Source organism: Pseudonocardia sp. C8 (genome assembly GCF_014267175.1).
In the GTDB taxonomy this organism is placed as follows: domain Bacteria; phylum Actinomycetota; class Actinomycetes; order Mycobacteriales; family Pseudonocardiaceae; genus Pseudonocardia.
This window is the reverse complement of sequence record NZ_JACMTR010000002.1, coordinates 4729620-4744820: the sequence shown is the minus strand read 5'-3', so window position 1 is coordinate 4744820 and position 15201 is coordinate 4729620. Positions and strand designations below refer to the sequence as shown.

The 15201-nt window shown below is 74.8% G+C and carries 16 protein-coding genes; 6 read left to right on the top strand and 10 right to left on the bottom strand.

Annotated elements, in window-relative coordinates:
• Positions 1 to 4: 4 nt before the first annotated feature.
• Positions 5 to 682, top strand: coding sequence for a hypothetical protein (locus H7X46_RS22500; protein ID WP_186361291.1), 678 nt, complete (start codon positions 5 to 7; stop codon positions 680 to 682).
• 64 nt (positions 683 to 746) lie between these two features.
• Here H7X46_RS22500 and H7X46_RS22495 read toward each other — a convergent pair whose 3' ends face one another.
• Positions 747 to 941: a hypothetical protein gene (locus H7X46_RS22495; RefSeq protein ID WP_186361290.1), complete on the bottom strand. Its 195-nt coding sequence runs from the start codon at positions 939 to 941 to the stop codon at positions 747 to 749.
• Positions 938 to 1429, bottom strand: a complete 492-nt coding sequence (locus H7X46_RS22490; protein WP_186361289.1) for a hypothetical protein — start codon at positions 1427 to 1429, stop codon at positions 938 to 940. Before H7X46_RS22490 ends, H7X46_RS22495 begins: the two co-directional genes overlap by 4 nt.
• A 237-nt stretch (positions 1430 to 1666) precedes the next feature.
• Here H7X46_RS22490 and H7X46_RS22485 point away from each other — a divergent pair, with 237 nt between their 5' ends.
• Positions 1667 to 1846 carry a hypothetical protein gene (locus tag H7X46_RS22485; RefSeq protein ID WP_186361288.1) on the top strand — a complete coding sequence of 60 codons (180 nt, stop codon included), beginning with the start codon at positions 1667 to 1669 and terminating at the stop codon, positions 1844 to 1846.
• 102 nt (positions 1847 to 1948) lie between these two features.
• Here the strand turns inward: H7X46_RS22485 and H7X46_RS22480 are convergent, their stop codons facing one another.
• Positions 1949 to 3196, bottom strand: a complete 1248-nt coding sequence (locus tag H7X46_RS22480; protein ID WP_186361287.1) for a PA containing protein — start codon at positions 3194 to 3196, stop codon at positions 1949 to 1951.
• A gap of 196 nt (positions 3197 to 3392) precedes the next feature.
• On the opposite strand from H7X46_RS22480, the gene H7X46_RS22475 reads away from it, so the two are divergent.
• Positions 3393 to 4541, top strand: coding sequence for an adenosine deaminase (locus tag H7X46_RS22475; protein ID WP_186361286.1), 1149 nt, complete (start codon positions 3393 to 3395; stop codon positions 4539 to 4541).
• Here the strand turns inward: H7X46_RS22475 and H7X46_RS22470 are convergent.
• Together H7X46_RS22470 and H7X46_RS22465 are read right to left on the bottom strand one after the other, a co-directional pair.
• On the bottom strand, positions 4538 to 5800 hold the full coding sequence (locus H7X46_RS22470; RefSeq protein ID WP_186361285.1) for a primosomal protein: 1263 nt from the start codon (positions 5798 to 5800) through the stop codon (positions 4538 to 4540). The genes H7X46_RS22475 and H7X46_RS22470 overlap by 4 nt on opposite strands.
• Before the next feature lie 58 nt (positions 5801 to 5858).
• On the bottom strand, positions 5859 to 6095 hold the full coding sequence (locus H7X46_RS22465) for a hypothetical protein (RefSeq protein ID WP_073576391.1): 237 nt from the start codon (positions 6093 to 6095) through the stop codon (positions 5859 to 5861).
• 485 nt (positions 6096 to 6580) lie between these two features.
• Here H7X46_RS22465 and upp point away from each other — a divergent pair, with 485 nt between their 5' ends.
• Together upp and H7X46_RS22455 are read left to right on the top strand one after the other, a co-directional pair.
• Entirely contained in the window at positions 6581 to 7204 is a 624-nt protein-coding gene (upp, locus tag H7X46_RS22460; RefSeq protein WP_186361284.1) for a uracil phosphoribosyltransferase, read from the top strand.
• A 36-nt stretch (positions 7205 to 7240) separates the two neighbouring features.
• Complete coding sequence (locus tag H7X46_RS22455; RefSeq protein WP_186361283.1) at positions 7241 to 8077, top strand: GDSL-type esterase/lipase family protein; 837 nt, start codon at positions 7241 to 7243, stop codon at positions 8075 to 8077.
• A 69-nt stretch (positions 8078 to 8146) separates the two neighbouring features.
• Here the strand turns inward: H7X46_RS22455 and H7X46_RS22450 are convergent, their stop codons facing one another.
• From H7X46_RS22450 to H7X46_RS22435, 4 genes are read right to left on the bottom strand one after another with little or no spacing between them, the layout of a single operon-like run.
• Positions 8147 to 8635 (bottom strand): flavodoxin family protein, encoded by a 489-nt coding sequence (locus H7X46_RS22450; RefSeq protein ID WP_186361282.1) that lies wholly within the window; start codon positions 8633 to 8635, stop codon positions 8147 to 8149.
• Entirely contained in the window at positions 8632 to 10281 is a 1650-nt protein-coding gene (locus tag H7X46_RS22445; protein ID WP_186362835.1) for a phospho-sugar mutase, read from the bottom strand. Before H7X46_RS22445 ends, H7X46_RS22450 begins: the two co-directional genes overlap by 4 nt.
• A complete protein-coding gene (locus H7X46_RS22440) occupies positions 10278 to 11102 on the bottom strand; it encodes a purine-nucleoside phosphorylase (protein ID WP_186361281.1) in 825 nt (274 codons plus the stop codon). The genes H7X46_RS22445 and H7X46_RS22440 overlap by 4 nt, the downstream gene beginning before the upstream one ends.
• 40 nt (positions 11103 to 11142) lie before the next feature.
• Entirely contained in the window at positions 11143 to 12831 is a 1689-nt protein-coding gene (locus H7X46_RS22435; RefSeq protein WP_370588909.1) for a serine/threonine-protein kinase, read from the bottom strand.
• A gap of 444 nt (positions 12832 to 13275) precedes the next feature.
• On the opposite strand from H7X46_RS22435, the gene H7X46_RS22430 reads away from it, so the two are divergent.
• A complete protein-coding gene (locus H7X46_RS22430) occupies positions 13276 to 14520 on the top strand; it encodes an amidohydrolase (protein ID WP_186361280.1) in 1245 nt (414 codons plus the stop codon).
• 80 nt (positions 14521 to 14600) lie between these two features.
• On the opposite strand, the gene H7X46_RS22425 is transcribed toward H7X46_RS22430, so the two are convergent.
• Entirely contained in the window at positions 14601 to 15059 is a 459-nt protein-coding gene (locus H7X46_RS22425; protein ID WP_186361279.1) for a gamma-glutamylcyclotransferase, read from the bottom strand.
• Positions 15060 to 15201: the final 142 nt, after the last annotated feature.

The window sequence follows — 15201 nt, the reverse complement described above, 5'->3', positions numbered from 1 at the left end:
CGGCGTGCGCGAGATCGCGACCGACGATGCCGAGGCCACCCCCGAGCAAGCGCGGCAGCTCACCGACCGAATCAAGATCACGGTCGAGGGCGCTTGGGAACTGATCAGGCAGGCCCACGTCTCCCGCGCCTGGGCCGCGCTGGGCTACTTGAGCTGGGACGAGTACTGCGACCGCGAGTTCGGTACGTCGCGACTCAAGCTCCCACGCGAGGAGCGCCGCGAAGTGGTGGCCTCCATGCGCGAGCACGGCATGTCCGTCCGCGCCATCGCCAGCGCCACCGGCCAGGGCTACGGCACCGTGCAACGGGACGTGTCCGCATCAGGTGATCCATCTGGATCACCTGATTCGCCGGAGAGCACTGCACCCAGCCCGCGCGAGCACCGAGGCGAACGGCAGCCCGCCGAGATCACCGGCCTGGATGGCAAGACCTACACCTCGCCGACCATGCCCACGTCGATGAGGCGTTCTCCGCTCCCGCAGCAGTTTCTGGCCCTGCACCGCGATCTGATTCGGGTGAGCAACCGGCTGAGCAAGCTACACGGCGACGACCGGTTCACCGCGAACGCCGCCACGATCGCGGAAGCCAACCTCCCCGAGCTGGAGCGCGCAGCGGCCGTCCTCAACCCGTTGATCGACGACCTCCGATCGAGCCGCGCGAACAACGGCCCCGGCGACGACTAATAATCACCAGAACGCCCCGGCGCTGAGATCAGCGCCGGGGCGTCGGTCGTGCGGGAACGGCCGTTCAGTCCTGCTGTTCGCAGGGCCGGTCGGATCCGCTGAGCGCGGCGACCACGGCCCGGTGGTAGCGGTCGTGCGCGTCGGTGTGCTCGGCGGCGACCAGGGCCGCGCAGAGCCCGCACGCGGTCACCCGCAGACGGCCGAGCGGGAGCCGGGCCAGGATCCACGCCCGCCGCCCGGTGTGCCGTCCGGCGCTCATCGCTCGCACGACCCGTCGCACGGAGCGAGCGTCCACGTCCGGTGGGAGGCGGCACCCGGCCCGGCCAGCGCGGTCACCCCGCCGATCCGGTCCTCGGCGGCGCGGGAGGCGTGGCACGTCGGCGGGCTCTGCCACCGGCCGTGGACGCTGTGCGGCTCGTTGTAGGCGGTGTGCCAACGCCCGCCGGACCTGACGTCCGTCAGGCGGATATCAGCCTCGGTCACCTCGCCGGACCGGGCCGCGCGGACCGCAGTGGCGATCTCGGCGGGGTCGGCGTGCGGGCCGAACGTGGCGTCGGCGTCGTCGCGGAGGACATGGACGTACCCGCCGCGGGCGTCGTCGTCGGCGACCAGGTCGACACCATCGCCGGTCCACCGTGCGGCCTGCCCGGGCAGAGTCCACGCGGGCGTGAGGTCGAGGGTGGCGGCGACGGCATCGAGGGCAATCAGCCGGTCGTCAGCGGGTGCGGGAGTGAGAAGCTGGGCCATGGGCGGACCTCCAGAGTCCGTCAAGGCCCCGGGGCCGGTGCTGCTACACCGCCCGGGGCCGCCTTCACGGGTGGAAGGCCATGTCCCGCAACGTCACCCCGTAGGAACCACTGCGAAGGTACTTGCAACCTCGTCCTGCTGTGCAGCCACCATCACCGCCTGGTCCATGACCACGGCTACCTGATCCGCCATCGCGGGGGCGGGAGATGGGAGTTCCATCGCCCGGACGGCACGCCGGTGCCCGCGACCGGGCGACCGCTCACCGGGGACGCCGGGCAGATGGTCGAGTCGAACACCCAGGCCGGCCTCCGGATCGACCGCACCACCCTCACCCCGGCCTGGTACGGCGACCCGCTCGACCCGGCACCCATCCTCGATGCCCTGCTCCCGCCCGGGCGGACCACCGCAGCCGCCTGAGGAGGGACACCCGACCCGGTCGATCAGAACTCAACCGCGGGCGCCCGATCCGTCCGGCCGAGGCGTCCGTTCCGGACGAACGAGGCGCGATCGCGGGGCCGGTCAGGCGTCCGGGTCGTCGGAGACGAGGTCGGCAGCGGAGGCGCCGTTCTGGCTCTTCACCGACACCTTCTGCCGGCTGCGACGCTGGGCCGGGCGCGGCGGGGGCGGCGGCGTCTGCTGGGCGTACTGCCCGCCCCGACCCATGATCAGCTCGGCGAAGGTCGCCATGGCCTCGTCCAGCTGGCTGGCGTTGCGCCGCTCGGACTCGGCGTTCGCCCGGGTCACCAGCTCGGTCACCGACCCGGCGTCCGGACGGTCCCGCAGCGCCGTGTCGAGGCTGGACAGCCGGGTGTCGACGTCACCGGACAGCTTGTCGAGCCGGGTGTCGACGTTCTCGGCGAGCTTGTCGAGCCGGCCGTCGACGTCGCCGGAGAGCTTGTCGAGCCGCTCGTCGAAGCCGGTGAGCTTCTCGTCCACACCGGTCAGCTTCTCGGACACGGTGCCATCGAGCTCGCCGATCCGCTCCTTGACCGAGCCGTCGAGCTCACCCAGCTTGCCGTCCAGACCGGACTCGACGGCGTCCAGCCGGGAGCCGACCTCCTCCAGCCGGGTCGACAGCGCCTCGAGCCGCTCGGTGAGCGCGTCGAAGGCCGGGGTCGGGTCGACGGCCGGGCGCTGGGACAGCTCCTCCAGCCGGCGGTGCAGGCCGACCGAGGTGTCGCCGAGCAGGTTGCGCAGGCCCTCGCCGGTCTCCTCGAACGAGTGCACGGCCGCGTCGAGCTGCTCCTTGACCTGCCGCTCGACGCCGTCGACGCGTTCCTTGATCGGGGAGGCGACGGCGTTCGGCATCGCGTCGAGGCGCATCTCGTGCCGGTCGAGCCGGTTGTCGAGGTCGTCGAGCCGCTTGTGCAGGCCGCCGAGGCGGTCGTCGAGGCCGTCCATCCGGCCCGACACGCCCTCCAGGCGCCCGCCCATGCCGTCGAGGCGGCCGTCGAGCTGGGCGATCGGCTTCGCCAGCTTGTCCGGGAGGGACTCGATGGCCCGGGTGATCGCGCCCAGGACGATCTCCTGGTTGTCGAGCTTGGTGACGGTCTCGTCGAGCCGCTCGGCCAGGACGTTCAGCTCGGTCCGGTCGGGGATCTCGGTGAGCTTCTTGCGCACGGTGCCGATGGCGTCCAGTGCGGCCAGCCGGGCGTGGATCTCGTCGAGGGAGTCGAAGATCTGCTGCTGTTCGCTGTCACGGATCTCGGCCGCCCGCATGAGCATGCCGCGCATCCGGTCGAACGAGAGGTTCGAAGTGTCGCTCATGGCACCTGCTGCGCTTCCTCTGAGCCAAGTGGGGAGTGCCCAGAGGGTAGCGACCGCCGATCGAGCGTCGACGGACGGTGTGGATTGCGCCGTCCGGGGCACGCGGGACCACCCGAATCGTGGCGATGATGGCAGGCACCCCGGGCTCCCGCAGCGCGGCACGCCGGGCGAGGAGCGGATCCCCTACCGTGCCGGTGTGGCTGATCCCACTGGTCCGGACCCCGCGCCCCTCACCCCTGACACCGTGCGCCGCGCCCCGAAGGTGCTGCTGCACGACCACCTCGACGGCGGCCTGCGCGTCGAGACGGTCATCGACCTGGCCCGCGAGACCGGCTACCGCAAGCTGCCGACCACCGACCCCGGCGAGCTCGCCGCGTGGTTCCTCGGCGCCGCGCACTCCGGCTCGCTGGAGCGGTACCTGGAGACGTTCGGCCACACCGTCGCCGTCATGCAGACCCCCGAGGCGCTCACCCGGGTCGCGGCCGAGGCCGCCGAGGACCTCGCCGCGGACGGCGTCGTCTACGCCGAGGTGCGGTTCGCGCCGGAGCTGCACGTGGAGCAGGGCTTGGACGTCGACGACGTCATCGCCGCCGTCCTCGACGGGTTCCGGCTCGGCATCGACCGGGCCGCCGAGGCCGGGCAGTCCATCCGGATCGGCGTGCTGCTCACCGCGATGCGGCACGCCGCGCGGTCCCGGGAGATCGCGGAGCTCTCCGTCCGGCACCGCCTGCCGCTGGACACCGGCTCCGCGGGCCCGCCGCCGGTGGGGGTGGTCGGTTTCGACATCGCCGGCGCCGAGAAGGGTTTCCCGCCCACCCGGCACCTGGACGCGTTCGAGTACGTCCGCCAGCAGAACGCGCACGTCACGATCCACGCCGGCGAGGCGTTCGGGCTCCCGTCGATCTGGGAGGCGATCCAGTGGTGCGGCGCCGACCGGCTCGGGCACGGCGTCCGGATCGTCGACGACATCGACGTGCGGCCCGGCGAGCGGCCCCGGCTCGGGCGGCTGGCCGCCTACGTCCGGGACAGCCGGGTGCCGCTGGAGATGTGCCCGACCTCCAACGTGCACACCGGGGCCGCGCGCTCGCTGGCCGAGCACCCGATCGGCCTGCTCACCGAGCTACGGTTCCGGGTCACGGTGAACACCGACAACCGGCTCATGTCGGGCTGCACGCTCACCAGCGAGCTGTCCGACCTGGCCGCGACGTTCGGGTACGGCTGGGACACGCTGCGCTGGTTCACGGTGAACGCGATGAAGTCGGCGTTCATCGGGTTCGACGAGCGCCTGGCCCTGATCGAGGGCGTCATCAAGCCGGGGTACGCGGCGCTGGCCCGACAGGCCTAGTGTTCCCGCAGCCGGGCCTCCAGGCCGGCGACCAGCTCGCCCCAGGCCTGCGCCTCCTGGGTGAACGGCGGGCTCGGGGCCATCCGCGTCGGGTCCGGCCGGACGACGAACGACACCAGCCAGCCCAGGCTGTTCGACTCGGCGAGTGCCTCGGCGGGCTCCGGGTCGCCCGCCCACTCGCCGACGTCGGTCAGCAGCTCGGCGGCGAGGTCCAGCTGCACCGGGTCCAGGTCGAGCACACCCTCGGCCAGGTCCGTGCCGATGCCGGTGAGCACGTAGGTGTTCATGTCCTCGACGGTCGCCTCGAGCTCGCCGACCCGGGCGGCCTCCAGCACCTCGGGGAAGGTGACGGCCACCGCGAGGTCGGTGCGCTGCACGGCCGGGTGCTCGGGGTCGGCCAGCGCCCGCACGAGCGCCCGTTCCGATCCGAAGACGTCGATCCGGCCGTCGGAGCCGAGGAACACCGGCTTGTCGTCGAGGTAGCACCGCAGGGTCACCAGCGAGCGGTCGCCGGACACGATGCGGATCGGGTCGATGCCCACCTCGGCCCAGAAACCGGTCGGGCCCTCGTCGGTGTCCTCGTCCGTGTCCCGGGTGCCGGCGTCCGTGGCCTCGCCCGCGGCGAGGGCCTGGGCCTCCAGCTCCTCGTCGTCCGCGTCGTCGGCGGCGGGTGCCTCGGCCCGGGCCTTCTCGAGGGCGCCCTCGTCGACCTCGGGGGTGGTGACGAGCCCGTCGACCGTGTCGACGACGTCGTCCCAGTGCTGGGCGATCGCCTCGGACAGCGCCGTCCAGCGCTTCGCGCCGTCGCGGCCGGCGAACGCGTGCGACCCCTCGGCGAGCAGGGCGAACGCGGGCTCGCCGTCCAGTACGGCCGTCACGTCCGCGAGATCGCAGACGTCGGCCAGCGACCGGACGATCGAGACCGTCTCGTGCAGCTCCTGCACCCGTCCGGAGTCCGGGTCGCCCGCCGCGAGCTCCGGCACGCCGACCAGATCATGACGATGCGCGTCGTCCGGGGTCAGCTCCGCCACGGAGAGCGCGGGGACCGCGGACCACGCGGGGTGATCCTCCAGGTCGTGACCGGTCGCGGTACGGACGTACGCGGCGAGGCCCGCCACCTCGTCGAAGACGAACACGTGCTCGTCATCGCCGAGGAAGGCCTCCCATTCCTCGCCGTCCTCCCGCCACGGGGGAGCCCACAGGGTGACCACGTCGCCCCGCGTGAGAGCGAGCCGGATCGGGACGATGTCGCTTGCCACGCCGGCGACCCTATCGTCGCGTCGGGGACATCAGGGGTCTCGGGGAACCCCCGGCGGGTCAGGCCTGGCTGTGCAGGCGGACCACGCCGATGGAGACGTCCTCGAGCCCCCCGCGGTCGAAGTCACGCCGCAGCTGGTCGGCCTTGACCGTGGCCGTCATCCCGTCGAACGGGCCGTGGGCGTCCACCTCCCCGGTCTGCGGGTCCACCGCAAGAACGACGTAGCCGTCGCACTGCGTGAGCTTCTCCGCAGCAGCGATCAACGTCTGCTCCTCGGAAGTCGTGTTCTCCGGCATCGGATCACCTCCTCGTCATCTAGTACAGCGTCGGCGGCGGCCCCGGTGTGACACCGTTTCGGCCATACCACCCGTTCGGGTCAGGTGAATCCCGTGATCGGCGACCGCGCGTGCCGATTGCGACGCCTGTCGCCGTGGTTCACGCGAAGAGGCGAGTCGGGCGGGCCGGGAGCGGCACGCGTCGTGATCGTGTGACCGATCGGGGGCGGCTCGTCACGCAAGGTCCGCGGGGGCGCCCGGGGCCTCACCCGGGTGGGCCGGGAGTGCTCCGCGGGGTGTCGGGACATCACTCGTCAGGTGGGCGAGAAACCCTACGCTGCGTGAACGCCGACACGCGTCGGTGTCCGCGCAGCGGGTGGACGGGGGATGGCCGTCCGGTCACGGGTCGGCATCACTCCGGCGTGTCCGACGGCCGTCACCGGTCGTGCACGCCACCGGCCGTCGGGGGCTCCCAGGGCGGCCGCACGTCCGTAGGCTGTCGGTCCGTGGACACGATCGTCGTCGACCACCCGCTGGCCCTGGCGCGGCTCAGCACCATGCGGGACGCACGCACCGACAACGCCACCTTCCGGGCGGCGCTGCGGGAGCTCACGCTGATGCTGATCTACGAGGCGACCCGCTCGGCGCCGCTGGCCGAGCACCCGATCCACACCCCGGTCTCGCGGACCGTCGGCCACCGGATGGCGGCGCCGCCGGTGCTCGTCCCGGTCCTGCGGGCCGGCCTCGGGATGGCCGAGGCCGCGCTGAACTTCGTCCCCGAGGCGCAGATGGGCTTCGTCGGGATGGCCCGGGACGAGACGACCCACGAGCCGGTGCCCTACATGGAGTCGCTGCCCGAGTCGCTGGTCGGGCGGCCGGTGTTCGTGCTCGACCCGATGCTCGCCACCGGCGGGTCCATGGTGCACACCGTCGGGCTCCTCACCCGTCGCGGCGCCGACGACGTCACCGCGATCTGCGCGCTCGCCGCACCGGAGGGGCTGCAGCGGCTCAAGGAGTCGGGGCTGCCGATCCGCATGGTGACCACCAGCATCGACGAGCGGCTCAACGACTCGGCCTTCATCGTCCCGGGCCTCGGCGACGCCGGGGACCGCCAGTTCGGCTCGGTCTGACGACCGGTGCCTCCTCCCGGCCCGGACCGGCCGCCGGTGGCCGGTGCGTCGCGCGCCCGCCCGGGCAGCCACCGGGCCCGGCACCGCCCGGCCGGCGAGACCCGCCGGACCTGGCGCCGCCTGCTGTGCGGGACCGTCACGGCGCTGCTGGCCGCCGCCGTCGCCCTGGTGCCGGCGGCGGACCGGCCGGACGAGACCGAGACGCCCGCGCTGCATCCGCCCGGGACGCTGCGGGTGCTGCCGCTCGGCGCGTCCTCGACGGTGGGAGTCGGCAGCCTCGCCACGGCGGGGTACCGGCTGCCGCTGTGGGAACGCCTGGCGGCGGACGGCGTGCGGATCGAGTACGTCGGCAGCCGGTCGTCCGGCCCGGACGTGCTGCCCGACACCGACCACGAGGGACGGTCGGGCTGGACGGCGGCCCGGATGGTCCCGCTGACCGGCGGCTGGGTGCTGGCCGCCGAACCGGACGTCGTCCTGCTGCACGCCGGGACCAACGACCTGCTCGCCGGGGTGTCCGCCCGGGCCACCGCGGGCCACCTGGACCAGATGCTGGACCGGATCTTCACCGCGGCCCCACGCACTCATGTGATCATGGCGGGGGTGTGGGCGCCGATGCCGACGAAGCGGGTCGAGCGGGCGCTGCTGGCGCGCTACCTGCCCGGCGTGGCGGCGAAGCATCGGGCGGCCGGGCACTCGGTGGAGTACGTCGACGTCGGCCGGCTGTTCCCGGCCACCCGCACCGCGGACGGCCTGCACGCCGCCCCGGCCGCCTACCGGGTGATCGCCGGGATGTGGGCCGAGCGGATCGAGGACTGGCTCGCCGCCCGGACCGACCGCAGGCGTGCCTCCGGGGCGCTCGGTCCTCCGGCCTGACGGTCGGTACGACATGCGCGCTCCGCAGGCTCCGCGCTGGGTGCAGATGCGCGCTCCGCAGGTTTCGCGCTAGTCCTCCGGCATGACGGTCGCCGCCAGCACCCCGCCCAGCTCCCGGCAGGCCGCGCGGGCCCGCTGGTCCGGGGCGCCGGTGACCTCGACCGGGGCCGCGGCCGCGGTCCAGCCCATGCCCTCGACGATCGTGGTGACCGCGCGGGTCGCGCCGGAGGTGTCCGACCCGCCGTGCACCCACAGCCCGTACGGCAGGCCGCGGGTGTCGTCGCCGCAGACGTAGTACACCTGGTCGAAGAAATGCTTCAGGGCCCCGGACATGTAGCCGATGTTCGCCGGGGTGCCCAGCACGACGGCGTCGGCGGCCAGCAGGTCGGACGCGGTCGCGGCCAGCGCCGCCCGGGACACCGTCTCCACCCCGGTGATCTCCGGGTCGGCCGCGCCCGCCTGCACCTCGGCGAGCAGCTCGGCCGTCGACGGGGACGGCGTGTGGTGCACGATCAGCAGCCTGGCCCGGCGCGACGGTTCGCTGGCACGCTCGCTCATGTCCCCAGCATCCCGTCCACCTCGGCGCGCAGCGCGGCGAGCCGGTCCCGGGCCCGCTCGCGGGACGCCGGCACCGCCGCGACGTCGCCGGCCGGCTCCTCGACGACCTCCAGGTAGGTCTTCAGCTTCGGCTCGGTCCCGGACGGCCGGATCACCACCCGGACGCCGGGGCGGCGCAGCCGCAGCACGTCCGCCGCGGGCCGGTCGGCCGCCCAGCCGGACGGCGGGGCGTCCCGCAGCCGCTGCACGGCCGCGTCCCGGTCGGTGGGGTCCATCCGGATCGAGATCGGCTCGGTGAGGTGCACGCCGAACTCGGCGGCCAGCTCGTCGAGCCGCTGCGGCACCGACGACCCGGCCGCGGCCAGCCCGCGCACGAGGTCCGCGGCGACGACCGCGGCGGAGACCCCGTCCTTGTCCCGCACGCCGTCCGGGTCGACGCAGAGGCCGATCGCCTCCTCGTAGCCGAACACCAGGCCGTCCCCGGCCCGGACGATCCACTTGAAGCCGGTCAGCGTCTCGGCGAACCGGGCCCCGTGCGCCGCGGCGACCTTCGCCAGCATCGACGAGGAGACGACGGTGGTGGCGACCAGCGGTCGTGAGTGGAAAGCAGGGCCCTGGCCCTGCTTTCCACTCACGAGCACGAAGTGCCCGAGGAGGACACCGGTCTCGTCGCCGGAGAGCATCCGCCAGGACCCGTCCGGCCACGGCACCCCGATCGCGCACCGGTCCGCGTCCGGGTCCAGCGCGATCGCCAGGTCCGCTCCTGCCGACGCCGCCAGCTCCAGCAGCGCGTCGGTCGCACCCGGCTCCTCGGGGTTCGGGAAGGCGACCGTCGGGAAGTCCGGGTCCGGCCGGGCCTGGGAGCCGACCAGGTGGACGTCGTGCACCCCGGCCCGGGCCAGCGCCGCCGTGGCGAGGGCGCCGCCGACGCCGTGCATCGGGGTGAGGGCGACCCGGATCGCCGGGCCGGCCGGGTGGCGCGGGAGCGTGGCGACCCGGTCGAGGTAGGCCCCGGTGACCTCGACCGGGTCCGGGAGCGCGCCGAGCGGGACCGCCACCGCGGCCGGGGCGGCGGTGATCGCGGCCTCGATGCCGGCGTCGTCGGGCGGGACGATCTGCGCCCCGTCGGACACGTACACCTTGTAGCCGTTGTCGGCGGGCGGGTTGTGCGACGCGGTCACCGCGATCCCGGCGTCGGCGCCGATGTGCCGGACCGCGAACGCGACCAGCGGCGTCGGCACCGGGCCGTCGAGCAGGGCGACGGCGAACCCGGCCCCGGCGAGGACCCGGGCGGCGGTCTCGGCGAACGCGGCCGAGCCGTGCCGGGCGTCGCGGCCCACCACGACGGTGCCGGTGTGCCCGCCGGCCCGCAGCCAGGCCGCCAGCCCGGCCGTCGCCCGGGTGACCACGGCGACGTTCATCCCGGACGGCCCCGCCCGCACCGGGCCCCGCAGGCCCGCGGTGCCGAACCGCAGCGGCCCGGACATCCGGTCGGCCAGGTCGGCGGCGGCCGCGGAGCCGTCCGGGCCCCCGGCCAGCGCCGCCGCTAGGACCCGCTGCAGCTCGGTGCGGGTGGCCGGGTCCGGGTCGTCGGCGATCCAGCGGGCCGCCGCGTCGCGCAGGGCAGGAGTGAGCACGCTGCTCAGATCCGGCCGATCAGGTCGCGCAGCAGGGTTCCCATCCGGGTCGCGGCCGCCTGCCCGGCCTCGAGGACCTCCTGGTGGCTCAGCGGCTGCCCGGACAGGCCCGCGGCCAGGTTCGTGACCAGCGAGATCCCCGCGACCTCGAGCCCCTCGGCCCGGGCGGCGATCGTCTCCAGCACCGTCGACATGCCGACCAGGTCCGCGCCGAGCCCGCGCAGCATCCGGATCTCGGCGGGCGTCTCGAAGTGCGGGCCCGGCAGCCCGGCGTAGACCCCCTCGACCAGCGACGGGTCCAGCTCCCGGGCCACCGCCCGCAGCCGGGGGGAGTAGGCCTCGGTGAGGTCGACGAACCGCGGACCGACCAGCGGCGAGCGGGCCAGCAGGTTCAGGTGGTCGGCGATCAGGACCGGCTGCCCGACCGACAGGCCCTCGGTGATCCCGCCCGCGGCGTTGGTGAGGACGACCGCGCGGGCCCCCGCTGCGGCCGCCGTCCGGACCCCGTGCACGACCGGGTCGACGCCGTGCCCCTCGTAGAGGTGGGTGCGGCCCAGCAGTACCAGCACCCGCGTCCCGCCGACGGTCAGCGAGCGGACCGTGCCGCCGTGCCCGACGGCGGACGGCGGCACGAACCCCGGCAGCTCGGTCATCGGGATCTCGACGGCCCCGGTGTCCCTTGCGTCCCCGGTGTCCTCCGCGCCGAGGACGTCGGCGGCGGGGCGCCAGCCGGACCCGAGCACCACCGCGACGTCGTGGGTGGCGGCGCCGGTGCGGCGGGCGAGCTCGGCAGCGGCGTCGGCCGCGGCGGTCGTCGTGCGGACGGACATGCGCGCCAGCCTAAACGGCCCCCGCCACGGGCCCGCCGGGTCAGCCCGCGGTGCTCCGGAAGCCGGTCGCGATCGCGTCGAACAGGCCGTCCGCGGCGCCCTCGGCCCGGCCGGCCGGGGACGCCAGCTGCAGCACCCAGACGCCGTCCGGGCTCCGGCCCGGGATGACCCGCATGAGGATGCGGCGCTCGTGCGGGCCGCTGGTCGTGGTCATCTCCACCTGGCTGGTGCCGTCCGGCAGCGTGCGCACCGGGCCGGCGTCGACGGCGTCGACCCCGAGCGCCTCCGGGGTCAGCGCATCGGTGACCGCGGGCAGCGAGGCCGCCGCCTGCACCGACAGCTCCTGCCGGCCGTCCGGGCTGACGAACCGGACCACCGCCGACCCGTCCCGGGCGGGCGAGCGGTACTGCGTCCAGTCCTGCGGGACGGCGACCGAGAACCCGAGCGGGTCCGGGTGGGCGATCCGCGGGGTGCGCTCGGTGGCGACCGTGACCGTGCTCAGCGGCTCCTGCCCGGCCAGGGCGCGGACGCCCGCGAACCCGGCCAGCGCGCCCACCAGCACGAGCAGCACGCCCGCGAGGACCAGCGGGATCCCGCCGAGCACCCCGGCGACGCCACCCGGCCGGGCCGCGGCCCGGGTGGCCTGCGGCCGGGCGGGCGCGGGCCGCGGCGGGGCGGCCCGGGCCGGTTCCGGTGACCGCGGCGCCGGCGCGGCCGGGACCGGGCCGGGATCGGCGGCGAGCGGCGCCCCGGCCCGCGCGCGGGCGCCGGGGGCGTGGGCCCCGGTGCCCGGCGCACGCGATGCCTGCGGGCCCGAGGCCGCGGTCGGTGCCGGCACCCGGGCCATAATCGTCGGGACGTCCGGGGACCCGGGGAAGATCGGGTCGTCCGGGTCGGCGAGCAGCGGGCGCAGCCGGGCCCGGACCTCGTCGAGTGTCATGCGCCCGGACGGCTCCTTGACCATCAGCCCGCCGATCACCTCGGCGAGCGGGCCGGTCACGCTCGGGACCGGGACCGGGCCGTCGACGACCTCGGTGATCGTCTTCACCGGGTCGCCGTCGACGTCGTAGGGCGGCCGGCCCTCGACGGCGGCGAACAGCGTGGCGCCCAGCCCCCACAGGTCCGCGGCCGGGGTCACCGGCTGGCCGGCCGCGACCTCGGGCGCGATGTAGGCGGGCGAGCCCAGCACCAGCCCGGCCGAGGTCATCGGCGCGTCGGACTCGTTGCGGGCGATACCGAAGTCGGTGAGCTTGATCCGGCCGTCGTCGGAGATCAGCACGTTGCCGGGCTTGACGTCCCGGTGCGTGATCCCGGCCCGGTGCGCCGCGCGCAGCGCCGCCGCGGTGCCGAACCCGACCACCCCCGCCTGCGCGACGTCCAGCCGGCCGAGCTCCGAGATCGCCGCGGCCAGGTTCCGCGACGGCACCAGCTCCATGATCACCAGCGGTTCGTCGCCCCCGGAGTCCAGGACGTCGAACACGGTGACGACGTTCGGGTGCGACAGCCCGGCCAGGGCCCGGGCCTCGCGCATGATCCGCTCGCGGAGCTCGAGCTTCTCCCCGTCCGGGATCCCGTCCGGGATCTTCAGCTCCTTGAGCGCGACCCGCCGCTGCAGGACGTCGTCGAAGCCGGACCACACGGTGCCCATCGCGCCGCTGCCGAGCGGGCCGTCGACGCGGTACCGCCCGGCGATCTGACGGCGCTGGACCTCGCCCTCGGGAACGGACACGCCGTGATTGTCCCATCGTGCCCCGGCGGATCTGCTCGGACACGGTATGTCACTCCGCGTGCCGGCCGATCACGATGCGTGACGGCGCCGGTGGGGCCGGACGCCCGGCGGGCGCCGCCGTCCGACGGGCGACCCCGGATCACGGCGCGGTGACGACGCGGACGCGACGGTGGTGCGAACCGGCGGTGAACGGCCGTAACGCCCGCTCGTCGTGCCTCCGCCCGCCCGCTCGTCATGCGTGACGAACCCGCTGGCAGCAGCTCGCCGACCCCTCGCCGCCTCGATCCCGGAACGGCCGCTTTCGACTGGAACACCGCCGGACGGGTGAGGACCATTCCTCTCAGACGGGCGCGATGGAACGGTATCCGTGACAGCTGCCGCCGACGGCGGCCGGCAGCGGACCGCAGCGCCGGGCCCGGACGTTCACCGGACGAGGAGGACAAGGTGACTGCGCTGCAGACCCGCACCGAGCTCCCCGAGACCGTCGACATCGCCGTCGACGACCTCGGCGCCGGCACGGGTCCGGCCTGGCTGGAATCGTGGATGCGGGCGCACACGGGCGACATCGTGGGCTGGCGCCGGGCGATCCACGCGCAGCCCGAGCTGGCCCGCCAGGAGCACCTGACCACGGCCCGGGTGTCGGAGACGCTGCTGCGCGCCGGCCTCGAGCCGCGCACGCTGTCCGGGGGCACCGGCGTCGTGTGCGACGTCGGCCACGGCGAACCGCTGGTGGCGCTCCGCGCCGACATGGACGCCCTGCCCCTGCAGGAGCAGAGCGGGCTGGGGTTCGCCTCCACGACCCCCGGCGTGATGCACGCCTGCGGGCACGACGCCCACACCGCGATGCTGCTCGGTGCAGCGCTGGCGCTGAACGCGGCGCCGTCGCTGCCCGGCCGGGTCCGGCTGGTGTTCCAGCCGGCCGAGGAGGTCCAGCCCGGCGGGGCGCTCGACGTCGTCGAGCAGGGGGTCATGGAAGGCGTGCAGCGGATCTTCGCGCTGCACTGCGACCCGCGCCTGGAGGTCGGGCGGCTCGGCACCCGGGTCGGGCCGATCACGTCGGCCTGCGACCTGCTCGAGATCCGGCTGACCTCGCCCGGCGGGCACACGTCCCGCCCGCACCTGACCGCGGACCTGGTCCAGGCGCTCGGGCTGCTCACCACCCAGGTCCCGCTGCTGCTGACCCGGCACGTCGACCCGCGCTCGGGCACCGTGCTGACCTGGGGCGCCGTGCACGCCGGCGACGCCGCCAACGCCATCCCGCAGTCCGGGCTGCTGCGCGGCACGCTGCGTACCGCCGACCACGCCACCTGGACCGAACTCGAGGACACGGTCCGCGCGCTGGTCGCCTCCGTGCTGGCCCCGACCGGCGTCGGCTACGTGCTCGACCACGTCCGCGGTGTCCCGCCGGTGGTCAACGACGACGTCTCCACCGGCCTGCTGCGCGACGCGGCCGTGACCGTCGGCGGGGACGCGGCCGACACCGGCACCGAGCAGTCCTCCGGTGGCGAGGACTTCGCCTGGTACCTGGAGCAGGCGCCGGGCGCGATGGCCCGGCTGGGTGTGTGGCCGGGCAGCGGCCCGAAGCGCGACATCCACCAGCCCACGTTCGACCTGGACGAGCGGGCGCTGCCGTTCGGCACCCGGGTGCTGGTGCACGCGGCCCTGGCGGCCCTGGCCACGGCGTCCTGACCGGGCGGCGCCCGGACCACGGCGTGCGGCCCGGCTCGCCCGGCCCGGGCTCGTCCGGGCGCCGGCGCCGCGGCGGCGGTTCAGCCGCCGGGGGAGGACTTGCGGCTCGGCCGGCTGCGCAGGTCGTTGACGTAGTCGGCGGGCGCGCCCGCGGTCTCGGCGGCGTCGGCGAGCACCCCGAGGTAGCGGGCCGACGGCTCGCCGCCCTCGTAGGCGTTCAGCACGTAGACGAAGGCGAGCACGCTGCCGTCCAGGGTGGCCACCCGCAGGCGCAGCTTCTTGTGCATCCCGAGCTCGCTGCCCTCCCAGCGGTCGAGCACCTTCTCGTCGTGCTCGGGGACGTCGTAGAGCACGACGAAGACCTGCGAACCCGGCTCCTCCACCACGGTGGAGAGCGCGCCCTCCCAGGTGTAGTCCTCACCGCCGAACGTCAGCCGCCAGCCCTGGAGCCACCCGGTCCCGGCCATCGGCGAGTGCGGGGCGCGCTCTTTCATCTGCTCGGGGTCCATGTTCGACCCGTACGCGGCATACAGCGGCACGCGAGCAGGGTAATCGGCCCCGATCCAGCGCCTCGACCCGGCCGCCCCGAGGAATCGGACACGCGTACTGTGCTCGGAGCCGACGTCGGTGGGCGAGGCCGCTCACCGGCCCCACCACCGACATCCACAGGGGGAGACGTCC

Excerpts from the sequence above, each read along its gene's own strand:
- H7X46_RS22495 (WP_186361290.1), bottom strand. The coding sequence starts at position 941 with ATGAGCGCCGGACGGCACACCGGGCGGCGGGCGTGGATCCTGGCCCGG.
- H7X46_RS22490 (WP_186361289.1), bottom strand. The coding sequence starts at position 1,429 with ATGGCCCAGCTTCTCACTCCCGCACCCGCTGACGACCGGCTGATTGCC.
- H7X46_RS22480 (WP_186361287.1), bottom strand. The coding sequence starts at position 3,196 with ATGAGCGACACTTCGAACCTCTCGTTCGACCGGATGCGCGGCATGCTC.
- H7X46_RS22465 (WP_073576391.1), bottom strand. The coding sequence starts at position 6,095 with ATGCCGGAGAACACGACTTCCGAGGAGCAGACGTTGATCGCTGCTGCG.
- H7X46_RS22450 (WP_186361282.1), bottom strand. The coding sequence starts at position 8,635 with ATGAGCGAGCGTGCCAGCGAACCGTCGCGCCGGGCCAGGCTGCTGATC.
- H7X46_RS22440 (WP_186361281.1), bottom strand. The coding sequence starts at position 11,102 with ATGTCCGTCCGCACGACGACCGCCGCGGCCGACGCCGCTGCCGAGCTC.